General features: G+C 50.6%; 9 protein-coding genes and 1 pseudogene. 8 read left to right on the top strand and 2 right to left on the bottom strand.

Annotation, left to right across the window (positions count from 1 at the left end; all coding sequences use genetic code 11):
• Positions 1-91: 91 nt before the first annotated feature.
• Entirely contained in the window at positions 92-1,624 is a 1,533-nt protein-coding gene (locus tag ACFE8Q_RS24480; protein ID WP_375448067.1) for a magnesium chelatase, read from the bottom strand.
• A 350-nt stretch (positions 1,625-1,974) separates the two neighbouring features.
• Between ACFE8Q_RS24480 and ACFE8Q_RS24485 the strand changes: the two genes are divergently transcribed.
• The 4 genes from ACFE8Q_RS24485 (at position 1,975) to ACFE8Q_RS24500 (ending at position 6,749) form a co-directional block, all read left to right on the top strand.
• Positions 1,975-3,561, top strand: coding sequence for a hypothetical protein (locus ACFE8Q_RS24485; protein ID WP_375448068.1), 1,587 nt, complete (start codon positions 1,975-1,977; stop codon positions 3,559-3,561).
• 115 nt (positions 3,562-3,676) lie between these two features.
• The gene (locus ACFE8Q_RS24490; RefSeq protein ID WP_375448069.1) at positions 3,677-4,930 is read left to right on the top strand and encodes a lytic transglycosylase domain-containing protein; all 1,254 of its coding nucleotides are present in this window, start codon (positions 3,677-3,679) and stop codon (positions 4,928-4,930) included.
• Between the two features lie 163 nt (positions 4,931-5,093).
• Entirely contained in the window at positions 5,094-6,338 is a 1,245-nt protein-coding gene (locus ACFE8Q_RS24495; protein ID WP_375448070.1) for a lytic transglycosylase domain-containing protein, read from the top strand.
• 129 nt (positions 6,339-6,467) lie between these two features.
• Positions 6,468-6,749: a DUF427 domain-containing protein gene (locus ACFE8Q_RS24500; protein WP_375448071.1), complete on the top strand. Its 282-nt coding sequence runs from the start codon at positions 6,468-6,470 to the stop codon at positions 6,747-6,749.
• A gap of 84 nt (positions 6,750-6,833) precedes the next feature.
• On the opposite strand, the gene ACFE8Q_RS24505 is transcribed toward ACFE8Q_RS24500, so the two are convergent.
• On the bottom strand, positions 6,834-8,084 hold the full coding sequence (locus tag ACFE8Q_RS24505) for a sugar MFS transporter (protein ID WP_375448072.1): 1,251 nt from the start codon (positions 8,082-8,084) through the stop codon (positions 6,834-6,836).
• Positions 8,085-8,367: 283 nt separating this feature from the next.
• On the opposite strand from ACFE8Q_RS24505, the gene ACFE8Q_RS24510 reads away from it, so the two are divergent.
• The 4 genes and pseudogenes from ACFE8Q_RS24510 (at position 8,368) to ACFE8Q_RS24525 (ending at position 12,295) form a co-directional block, all read left to right on the top strand.
• Positions 8,368-9,507, top strand: coding sequence for a Gfo/Idh/MocA family protein (locus tag ACFE8Q_RS24510; RefSeq protein ID WP_375448084.1), 1,140 nt, complete (start codon positions 8,368-8,370; stop codon positions 9,505-9,507).
• A 54-nt stretch (positions 9,508-9,561) separates the two neighbouring features.
• Positions 9,562-10,707, top strand: a complete 1,146-nt coding sequence (locus tag ACFE8Q_RS24515; protein WP_375448073.1) for a Gfo/Idh/MocA family protein — start codon at positions 9,562-9,564, stop codon at positions 10,705-10,707.
• A 223-nt stretch (positions 10,708-10,930) separates the two neighbouring features.
• Positions 10,931-11,128 (top strand): annotated as a pseudogene (locus ACFE8Q_RS24520) (four helix bundle protein); the annotation flags it as partial.
• 114 nt (positions 11,129-11,242) lie between these two features.
• Entirely contained in the window at positions 11,243-12,295 is a 1,053-nt protein-coding gene (locus ACFE8Q_RS24525; RefSeq protein WP_375448074.1) for a sugar phosphate isomerase/epimerase family protein, read from the top strand.
• The last annotated feature ends 188 nt before the right edge of the window (positions 12,296-12,483 follow it).

The following is a 12,483-nucleotide window of genomic DNA, read 5'->3' on the forward strand; positions in this document are numbered from 1 at the left end:
CAGGTGCGTTACAAGGTAAAAAAGCCGCTATCCAGATTGCATAGCGGCTTTTTTTACCTTATCAGTCACCAGGTACGTTACCTATCATTGTTTAAAACCGATCGTCGTCGTCCTCTTCCTCTTCTTCCCCGAAATGCTTGCTGGGGTCGAACATGGAGCCAACAAGGTCTTTGAATTGCAGGCCAGTATCCATTGCTTTCTTACCTACCAGCGAATATTCGGCGATGCCATGCAGGGCAAATTCCATCATGAATAGCCGTTCCTGTTTGCTCAGACGCGGGTGAAACTGATCGACCAGATCATCGAGACCGTCGATGGTACGAAGGCGGCTTTCATAATCCCGGTTCGACAGGTCGTTGAGCAGGTCCATGGTGTTACTCTCGCCAAACCAGTCGGTGATTTTTTTGTACGGATTACCGCGCTTGTCCTTCTTGGCTTTTTCCGGATTAGGGAAGTAATTCAGGAACTGGGTACGTATCGCTTTGCCAATCAGGTTCTGCGCCACAATAACGGGGCCTTCCACTTCACCTTCATACACCAGTTCGACCTTCCCGCAAATGGCAGGCACAACACCGTATACATCGGCGATGCGCACGTAGGTTTCTTTCTCGCTATTCAACAACGTACGCCGCTCGGCCGACGATAACAGATTTTCGTAGGCTGAGATCGTCATCCGCGCCGACACACCCGATTTTGCATCGACGTATTCGCTCTGGCGGGCTTCAATAGCTACCTGCTCGATCAGATCGGCTACCAGGTCGTTGGTTTTTACCAACCCTTTCTGCTCGGTTTTCACCACGGCCTCCTGCTGCGTAATCTTACGGCCCATTTCGATCGTTTTCGGGTAGTGCGTCACGATCTGGCTGTCGATCCGGTCTTTCAACGGCGTTACAATACTGCCCCGGTTGGTATAATCTTCCGGGTTGGCGGTAAACACAAACTGGATATCGAGCGGCAGACGCAGTTTGAAACCACGGATTTGAATGTCGCCTTCCTGCAAAATATTGAACAGCGACACCTGAATCCGGGCCTGTAGATCGGGCAATTCGTTGATGACGAAAATGCAGCGATGCGAACGTGGAATCAGGCCGAAATGAATCGTCCGTTCATCCGAATACGGCAGTTTCAGTGTGGCGGCTTTGATGGGGTCAACGTCGCCAATCAAGTCAGCTACCGACACATCGGGCGTTGCCAGTTTTTCGGTGTAGCGGTCGCCGCGGTGCATCCACGAGATTGGCGTTGCGTCGCCGTGCTGCGCGATCAGATCATGGGCAAAACGCGAGAGTGGTTTCAGCGGATCATCATTGAGTTCAGACCCATCAACCACCGGAATGTATTCGTCCAGCAGATTAACCATCAGGCGGGCAATCCGGGTTTTAGCTTGCCCCCGTAGCCCCAGCAAGTTGATGTGGTGCATGGACAGGATAGCCCGTTCAACGTCGGGGATAACCGTTTCTTCATAGCCCCAGATGCCTGGGAAAACCGATTCTTTAGCCCGAATTTTTTGAATTAAATTCTCGCGTAATTCCTGTTTAATAGACCGGGATTGGTAACCGGCGGCTTTCAATTCGCCAAGGGTTTTAATGGCAGTTAACTCCTTCGCTTTCAGGTTATAGTAACTCATTCGTTGGGAACGTTCGTTGGCAACACTCGTTGAAGAAAACAGATAAATGAACAGGTTGTAATATATAATGGACAATGGCTACTGATCCGTCGCAAAACCTGCCCTCATCCAGTACCCATTGTCCATCATACATTATAATTCAAACAGGCTTTTGCGGTAAATGGTTTAGCCACCCGCCGGTTAACAACCAGCGGGTGGCTTCCTGATTTGCCCCTATGTTTTCTCGAAATAAGTCAATAAAAAAGCATATATCGGGCTTATTACCTCAAAAAAATAGCATTTGAGTAAGGCGGCTGTAATCTTAACCGTAGTTTTACGTTTTAAAAGTCAAATTGGCCCAGGTACGTAGCATGATAAAATACTGTTGGCTTGCGTTCTTGCTGATCGGGTGGATCACCAGCCCGTTTTGCCAGGCGCAGGACCCAAAATCATTTCAGATTCTTCTTCCACAACAAGCCGACTGGAACGCAGTGGCCGAGGGGCAGTCTATCCGCTTCACGCTAAAAACAAGCGGCAGCCTGGCTGATTCTGTCACCTACAGTATTGCCCAGGGTATGCTCGAGGGAATGGCCTTCGATTCACTGGGCCACTTCAGTTGGACACCCGGCTACGATCTGGCCGACCGCCTGAAAACAACCCGGACCGTTCCCGTCATTTTTGAAGTCCGCAACCGCCGGGGCGAATCGGCTACTCAGTTGGTCGACCTTCGCGTGCAGCACGTGAACCGGCCACCAGTTGTTGAAGAATTACCCCCGTTTTATGTTCGTTTTCAGACCCAGAACGTCTATAAATTTGATCCCAAGCAGGTCTTCGATGCCGACGGTGACCCCATCGCCTTTATCGCCATTCCCGACCAGATGCCCGAAGGCAGCAAGCTCAGCGCCCAGGGCGAACTAACCTGGACATTGTCTAAAAACCAGTTCAACCAGCTTAGGGCCAAGCCTATTTACATCGAATTCTGGGTGGAAGATCAGCCCGCGAAAACCCGCACCAAAGGCCGACTGAAGATCGACGTAACGCAGATGGATTTACCGCCGGTGATTTCGGTGGTACCCAAAGAGAAATCATATCGGGTACGTGAAAACGCCACGATCAACCTCAAGTTTTACCTGGCCGACCCCAACGGCGACGATGACATTCATACCTTTGATTTTCTGAGTACCGACCAACGCATACCAAAATCGGCGCTGGTAAAGAATACCAACAACCAGTACGAGTTTATCTGGATGCCCGGCTACGAGTTTGTTCGTGACCCGAATGATACACTACGGCTTAACCTGACTTTTTTTGTGCTCGACAAGGCGCAAAACCGCGATGAGCAAACCATCGCTGTCACGGTGTTGAATACAGTCAATGAGGAAGCTAAAGACCGATATACATACGCGCTGTATAACCAGGCGCTGGTACAAGCCTGGAACCTGGTGACTCAACTGGATGAAAAAGAAGTAGAGTTGAAACACGACTATCGGCGGGCTAAAGGTGGTAAGCGGAACCGGTCGGTGGCCAATGCCTCGCTTGGAGCTGTCACAGGCGTTGCGCCAGCCGTAACCAATGCTCAGTCGAGCCAGACAGCCCAGAGTAACCAACGCCTGATTTCGGCAATTGGTGGAACGGCGGTGTTGACGATGGGTACGTTGGAAGCCACTGAGGTGATTGGTAAATCGATGAAAGACCTGCTTGACCGATACAATTACGTGTTAGGCAAGAAAAGCGAACTCCAGAACAAAGGCGACGTTTTTGCCCGCGAGTTCGCGCTGAAATCGGCCCGCCGCTCGCCCGAATTCATTAAGCGGCTCGACGAGTTCCGCAACGCGATGAGTTTAAGTGGGCTGGTGGCGCTTGAACTGGATGCAAATTGGCAAAACAAAAAAGAAGCAACGGATAAAGCCATAAAGCGCACATTTAAGGACTTTACGCCCTTAGATGAGGCACAATAGACGGAAATAGGTATAGATGATGATCGACTGGTAGCCCCGCATTGGTGACCAGTCGATCATTTTTTTGTCTCAACAGGAGAATACTTACCCAACCGTCTAACTAGATTTATCCTGAATGAAGCCATTCATCCGTGTTGTACTGGCACTCTATTTTGTCGGCGCACAACAGGTAGTCAGTTTGGCTAAAGAGGGCAATCGGGTTACCGTTCCCGCCAGCGATCGGACTTGTTCTTTGTTGACCTACATACCAGCTATTTATCCTGCGTTTCCAGGTACGTTACCGCCTGTTCATTTTTGCGGTGAGGTAGTGCCCATGCATGAAGAGATTGTGGCGCGGCGGTTGATTTCAGCCCTGTCGCATAGTTCGGTGCAGGCATCTGCCATTGTTCGAATGCGTCAACGGGCGGCGGCTTTCTTCCCGATCATTGAACCCGTATTACAGAAATACCACATTCCGCTTGACTTTAAGTACCTCCCCCTCGTAGAAAGTGCATTGGTGGGTACGGCCGTTTCGCCTAAGGGCGCGGTTGGCTACTGGCAATTGATGCCTGCTACGGCGCGGGAACTGGGTTTATCGGTAGAAACGTACCGCGACGAACGCCTGAACCTCATGCGCTCGACCGAAGCCGCCTGTCGATATCTCCGCTTTTTGCACAGTCGATTGGGGTCGTGGACCCTAGCGGCTGCGGCCTACAACATTGGCATTGGCAACCTGCTGGGAAATATTCGGAAGCAGCAGAAGCGGGATTATTACTACCTGCGCCTGAACGCCGAAACGGGCAAATACCTTTACCGGATTCTGGCTTTTAAAGAGCTGTTCAACAATACATCTCACTATCGCGAACTGCTGTCGGAGCGGATGCTCGCTAGTTTGAACAAACCGGTTGACTCTGAGTCTGCGACCCAATCGGAAGAGGTGCTGTTTGATGAGAGCGTGATCGTGAATATGGAGCATCAGGCGGTCAATACGCCCATGCCCGTGGTAGCGATTGCCCCTACCGACGATCGCACTGAAGACCTGCCTTTGCCAAATGCGGCTGATGTATTTCAGGGTGGCATTAAAGCCAGGTTGACCGAAGCCGGTGAGTTGCGGCGTGGTGGCGTCTGGGTATTTGACTTAACTCGAAATAGTGTAGCCGAAGATGTGACTGTAAGCGAGGGAGACCGTCTCTATGCCGTGGTTGAAGATATCGACACCAAAACAGGAAAGATCTTCTTCCGCGCCGACAAGCTTTACACGTCTGGTAGCCAACAAACAATGACCTTACCTCTTGCCGCTGTCGATGCCTCGACTGGCCGGATCGGTATCAAACTACCAGACGTTGCCCAAATGAAAGCGGGCTGGATTCTGACCTGGAAAGTTTTATAAAATCTTACCACAGCCCAGTGAAGGCCCGCTCGGATGATTCATTCATCGGGAGCGGGCCTTTCTGTTTATACGCATCGCAATTAAACCGTTGGGTGGTTAGGCAGTCAAAAAAGAACTTATAGCCACCTGCGTTAGTTTCTAACACAGCACCAACTGAATTGCCTTGAAACAAGAAAGCCGGTTTAGCAAATACTTCATAGTAAGTTGCTTAGCATTTAGTCTCATTGCACATTTCTCCGTTGCTCAGAAAAAAGCGGCGCTGAAAAAAGGGCAGAACCAGGTACGTTCAACGAGGCAACTACCTGCCCCTCAGCCTGCTCAACGGACTAATTTTGCGGGAGAACTCGTTCCTATCGAACAGGGAACGGTAGCTGCCAAGCTGGCGATTGCGCTGATGAGCACGTCGGGTTATGCCAAACGGGTGCAGGCACTACAGCAACGATCAGCACCTTATTTCGCCGTGATCGAGCCGATTCTGGCGAAACACCACATTCCAAATGATTTCAAGTATATGCCGCTGATCGAGAGCAACTGGAAGGCAGATGCGGTATCGTCGGCGGGGGCGGTGGGCTACTGGCAGTTTATGGATGAAACGGCCAAAGACATGAACCTGCGCATTGATCCCGACCATGACGACCGGATGGATCTGGTGAAATCGACGGAGGCGGCCTGTCGGTACCTGAGTGCGCTACACAAACGGCTGGGTTCATGGACATTAGCCGCTGCCGCTTATAATGGCGGTATGGGTATGATCGAGAAAAAGATCGTTCGGCAAGCCACCCGGAGTTATTATGAAATGGCCATGAACGAAGAAACAGGCTATTACCTCTACCGGATGCTGGCCATGAAAGAGATCATGCAGAATCCGGGGCGCTATGCCGGTATGAACGCGGGTATGCTGGCTTATGCCGACGACCCGTACGAACGTGAATTACAACAGGCACGGCGCATGGGCTGGATCGTTGACGAAGACCCCGAAGTGAAGGGAGTACCTATCGAAGCGTATGATCCCGCTCCCGGTAGCGAAGCCGCCGTTATGGATAGCATACTGACCAATCTGCTGGCTAAGCAGCCCAAAACACCGGCTATTTTTACGGGAGAAGTGGAAGCCAGGCTCCAGAAAGCGGGTAAAGCCCAATTGGGCCAGAGTTGGGCGTTTACCATCACGCACGACGCCCAGGTGGGTGAAATAGACCTGAAAGAGGGCGACCTGTTATACGCCGTGGTTGATGACGTTGATAACCAGGGCCATATCTTTCTGCGGGCCACGAAAGTATTGTCGGCTCAAACGAAAGAGACCACGCCCATAACAATTTCGGCCATGAACCCGGCCACCGGCTTGCTTGGGTTACCACTGCCTAAAAAGCTGCCGGTCGGCTGGCTGGTGCAGTGGAAAACAGAGTTTTAAAGCGGCGTTATTTCAGTCAATACGCATTCTCAGGTACGTTCCTGTGGCTGTTTATAAACGAAAGTCGGTGCTTATCAGTTGTTTGTTGACCAACGTACCTGCGAGGCGGGTAGTTAAACCCAACAAACTATGAAAGCGATCTGGAACGGTCAGACGATTGCCGAGAGTGACAACACAGTCGTTGTTGAGAACAATCATTATTTCCCTATCGAATCAGTAAAAGCGGAGTACCTGACGGATAGTCAGACGCACACGACCTGCCCCTGGAAAGGGCTGGCCTCATATTATTCGCTGACAGTAGACGGCAAAACGAACGCCGACGCAGCCTGGTACTACCCCGAACCAAAGTCGGCAGCCAGCCAGATCAAAGATCACGTTGCTTTCTGGAAAGGCGTAACTGTGGTTGCCTGATCGGGAACGTACCTGGGATATCATAAAAAAGGGGGCCTGACAAATTCAGGCCCCCTTTTTTATGATATCAACGTATCCACAAGCCTACAACTGTGGCTGCTGTGCTATCGTTGATTCGTCTACGTGAACATGTTTCTTGTTCCGCATGAAGAAGTACAAGCCAGCAAAGGCTACGATCAGAATGATCGGGAAAGTCGTCATTTTGACTAAGGTTGCCTGTCCTGCGGCTAATTCCATTGCATCGCCAGTTTTCCCGGCAGCCGTTTGTACAACGCGCTCTGCATCGATCCAACGACCAATGATTGGCTGGAAGATAGACGTTGAGAACATCCCTACACCACCAACGATCGACATGCCAAGGGCACCACTCAACGGAATACGTTCAGCGACAAATCCAATCATCGTTGGCCAGAAATAGCAGACGCCAATGGCAAAGAACACGGCAGCTACGTAGGCCATTGCGCCCGTCTGCGTGCTAAACAGGTAGATACCAATAGTAGCGAAAATTGAGCCGCCCAGCAACACGCCCGTTTGGTCGAGGCGGTGAATGATTGGCCCACCGAAGTAGCGGCCCACAGCCATAAGACCGGTTACCAACGCCAGAATCAACATCGGACTTGCGCCACTCTTGCTCATGATTAAGCCAACCCATTGCTGCGGACCAAATTCTGAAATAGCCGTTAACGCCATGCAGCAGAAGATGAACAGATAGAGGGGAGTAAGCATTGCTGCAAAGTTTTTGCTGATCGATGTTACGCCTTCTACACGCGGCTTCGGAAAAGCCTGCCCGAAAAACAGGAATGCATAGACCAGCGTTGGTACCATAATGGCCCAGATCTGCGTTTGCCACGACAAACCACCATCCGTCATGAATTTAGACAGAAGGCTACCCACTACAATGCCGCCTGGAAACCACATGTGAAAGCGGTTCAGTTTTTTGTTCATTTCCGACCCAGAATACATATCGGCGATCAACGGGTTACAGGCGGCTTCTGTACAGCCATTACCAATACCAATGAACAGTGTCGATATAAGCAAACCTGTGTATCCGCCTGAATAAATGGTGAGCAGAATTCCTAATGTGTGGGATACAAAGGCTACCGTCATAATGATCCTTGGCCCAACCGTATGGTACACCAACCCGCCAACAATCATGGCTATCGGAAAGCCAAGAAACCACATTGAGTTGATAAAGCCCAGTTGTTCGGCACTCAGGCTAAACTCAGTCCCTAACTGGGGCAGAATGCCCGCCCGAATACTGAACGAGAAGGCAGTGGTGATGAGTGCAAAGCAACTGGCCAGGAAAAGCCGCGAGCTATTAACAGTTGTGTTCATAGAGAGACAATGAAAATGAGTTGATCAAACAAGTAGATTAGGTTTTTTGATAAAGGGATTAATTAACACGAATTACCCGATTGGGCTATGTAGCAGATGCAAAATTTCCTAAAAAAAAGGAAATCCGCTAATTTTCCAGCCAACAAGTAGATGATTGTCTATTCGGCTATTTACTAATCAGCAAGTAGCTGCAAAACGCCTTCTTTCGCATTTTATGACGCCTCAAGCCTCAACAAACCTGTCTCCTACTGTTAGTCAGACCACTACGCATCGAAAATTACGGATGGGTATGGTCGGCGGCAGCCTGGATGCCTTCATCGGCGCCGTTCATCGACGCGCTGCTGCCATGGACAATGAAATTGAACTGGTCTGCGGAGCCTTCAGTTCAAACGCCGAAAAGTCGAAACAAACGGGTCATGCACTATACCTACCCGAGAACCGAGTTTACGCCAATTTCGAAGAAATGATTTTACGGGAAAAAGATCTTCCCGAAGGTGAACGGATGGATTTTGTGACCATCGTTACGCCCAATCACATGCACTTTGCCCCGGCTAAAATGGCGCTCGAAAATGGCTTCCATGTCGTTTGTGATAAGCCCGTAACGCTGAATATGGCTGAAGCGCGTGAGCTGAAGCGCATCATCGACGAAACGGGGCTGCTCTTCTGCCTGACACACAACTACACGGGCTACCCAATGGTGAAACAGGCGCGGGCAATGGTGAAGGCTGGGAAATTGGGCCAGATCCGCAAAGTCATGGTCGAATACCCACAAGGCTGGCTCGCCCAGTTGGTGGAGGCTACCGGTCAGAAACAGGCTGGCTGGCGCACCGATCCAGCCCGCTCCGGCGCGGCAGGCGGCGTTGGCGACATTGGCACTCACGCCGAAAACTTGGCCGAGTACATCACCGGCCTGAAAATCACCGAACTCTGCGCCGACCTCACCATCTTCGTTGAGGGTCGTCTGCTCGACGATGACGCCAATATGCTGCTTCGCTTCGAGAACGGGGCTAAGGGAACGCTTGTCAACAGTCAGATTGCCAATGGCGAAGAGAACCCGTTCTCAATTCGGGTGTATGGCGAACTGGGCGGTTTAGAATGGCGGCAGATGGAGCCTAACACGCTGATTTACAAAACGAATGAAGAAGGCGCACGCCTGCTGCGCACCGGCGTAGGTGATCTATCACCTGAAGCACAGGCAAACACCCGATTACCGGCGGGGCACCCAGAAGCTTTTCTGGAAGCATTTGCTAATGTCTATTATAACTTCGCGCTGACATTACGCGCCCGTATGAACGGTCAGCAGCCCGACCCCATCCGGCTCGATTTCCCCGGAATAGAGGAAGGGTTGCGCGGTATGGCCTTTATCGATACAGTTCTTGCCTCTGATAAGTCGTCGGAGAAGTGGACGAAGTTCATTTCGTAGAGCCGCAATATCTTGCGGCTCTATACAACCCAATAACTACCAAATATACCTTTTATGCAAAAAATTCAAGTCGGTGTGGTTGGCACCGGATTTATCGGTCCTGCCCATATCGAAGCCCTCCGTCGGCTCCCCAACGTTGAGGTAGTTGCTCTTTGCGAAGTCACACAGGAACTTGCTGAAACAAAAGCAGCGCAGTTGGGTATTCCCCGCGCCTACACATTCGATGAACTGCTGAAGCAGGATGACATTCAGAGCATTCATATCTGTACGCCCAATTTTCTGCACTACAGCCAGTCGAAAGCAGCGTTGCTGGCGGGTAAACACGTCATCTGTGAGAAGCCGCTGGCAAAAGACCTGGCCGAAGCAGAAGAACTGGTACAACTGGCCAAAGAATCCGGCTTGGTCAATGCCGTTCACTTCAACCTGCGTTATTACCCGCTGGTGCGCCAGATGAAGGTTATGCGCGAAAAAGGCGAACTGGGCGATGTCTACAGCATCATCGGCTCTTATTTACAAGACTGGCTATTCTACGAAACCGACTACAACTGGCGGCTCGAACCAGACAAATCTGGCGATTCGCGGGCCATTGCCGATATTGGCTCACACCTGATGGACATCATCGAGTACATCACTGGTTTGAAAACAACCGCTGTGCTGGCTGATTTCAATACAATTCATAAGACGCGCAAAAAGCCGTTAAAGCCCGTTGAAACCTATTCGGGGAAAATCCTTCAGCCTGATGATTATGCCGACGTACCCATCAATACGGAAGATCACGCCAATGTCCTACTTCGGTTCGATAATGGCAATCGTGGTGTGGTAACCGTGTCTCAGGTATCGGCGGGCCGCAAAAACCAGTTGAAACTGGAGATTTCGGGAGCTAAAAAAACGTTCGCGTTCGACTCCGAGTCGCCGAATCAGCTCTGGTTAGGCAACCGCGATGGCTATAACCAAACCATGACGGATGACCCATCTATCGTTCATGCCGAAGTACGGTCGGTAATCGGTTTTCCCGGTGGTCACAACGAAGGTTTCCCTGACACATCGAAGCAGATGTTCAAGGAAGTATACGCGGCCATCGAAGCCGGTAAACAACCTGACAACCCAACGTACCCAACGTTCGCCGACGGCTACCGCGAACTGCTGATCTGTGAGAAAATCCTGGAAAGCAACAAGAAGCAGGCTTGGGTAGAATTATAAGCTTAATTAAGAGTGAAAGAACGAAAGAGTGAAAGAGTGACTATTGCGCTATGGACTTCGCTGAGGAAAGTTTAGAATGGGATGGCAGTTTTGTCGGTGAACCACCTGCAGATTATACAACCTTCACGAAAGGTCAGTTTTTAGACGATATGGCACGACGCCTCAACATTTTAATCGTCAACTCGTTCGTTCTTCTTCCTCAGCCGCAGCAAACTTTCGAGCTGTTAGACGCAGCAGAAGTGCTAAAGAGTATTTTGCCAAACTTAGCTTGGTTATTGAAGAGTTGGATGAATCTCTTTTCTGGCTCGAGACACTTGTATTGGTTGAACTCGTCTCCGAAAGTCGATTGGCTGACTTAAAAGACGAAGGGTATCAACTCCTCAAAATTCTATCTAAATCACGAAAAACAGCGAGCGACTGAATTTAAAGAGTGAAAGAATGAAAGAGTAGCTGCAAACTGCTAAACTCCGGTTTTGCACCTAAGCGAAGCCCTTTCACTCTTTCACTCTCTCACCCTTTCGTTCTTTATAACACTATGAAATCACTTAAAGGCCCTGCCGTTTTTCTGGCGCAGTTTATGGGCGATGAAGCGCCCTTTAACTCGCTGGATACAATTGCCAAATACATGGCCGATCTAGGCTATAAAGGGATTCAACTTCCCACCTGGGACTCACGGGTAATTGATCTCCAGAAAGCGGCTGACAGCAAAGAGTATTGCGACGAACTGAAAGCGAAGCTGGCCGATATTGGCGTTGAAATCACCGAACTCTCAACGCATTTGCAGAGCCAATTGGTAGCTGTTCACCCCGCTTATGCACCAATGTTCGATGGGTTCGGTCCTGCTGAATTAGCAGGCAAACCGGTTGAACAACAAGCCTGGGCTGTGAACCAGATGATGCTGGCCGCCAAGGCCAGTCAAAACTTGGCCTTAACCTCACACGTTTGCTTCACGGGTGCCCTCTTGTGGCCATTCATGTACCCCTGGCCGCAACGTCCGGCGGGATTGGTTGAAACAGGGTTTGCCGAATTAGGCAAGAGGTGGAAACCAATCCTCGATGCCTTCGACGAAGCAGGTGTCAACGTAGGGTTTGAACTGCACCCTGGCGAAGACGTCCATGATGGTATTACGTTTGAGATGTTTCTTAAAGCCGTAGATAATCACCCTCGTGCCGGTATCAACTACGACCCGAGTCACTTTGTGCTCCAATGCCTGGACTACCTGGATTTCATCGACATCTACCATGACCGTATCTATGCGTTTCATGTAAAAGATGCCGAGTTTAATCCAACAGGCCGTCAGGGTGTATACGGTGGTTTCCAGGGATGGGTAGAACGCGCTGGACGATTCCGTTCATTAGGCGATGGCCAGGTCGATTTTGCAGCCATCTTCAGTAAACTTGCGCAATACAATTACAACGGTTGGGCGGTATTGGAATGGGAATGCGCCATCAAACATCCTGAACAGGGAGCTGCCGAAGGGGCACCATTTATCCAGGATCACATGATCCGCGTAACCGAGCGTGCTTTCGACGACTTCGCAGGCGCTGGTTCAGATGAGGCGTTTAATAAGCGTGTACTGGGTTTGTAAGATCAATCAATAGACACAAAAAAGGGTTACCGGGAGCTTCCGGTGACCCTTTTTTGTGATCTGTGTAGGTACGTTGCTTCGCGCTGGAGTGGGTAGCAACAAAAAGTCCCGCCTCTTTCGAAGCGGGACTCTATTGTCTAGGGGTGGCGACCGCCTACTCTCCCGGTCGTGACACCAGTACCATCGGC

The organism is uncultured Fibrella sp. (assembly GCF_964250085.1).
GTDB lineage: Bacteria > Bacteroidota > Bacteroidia > Cytophagales > Spirosomataceae > Fibrella.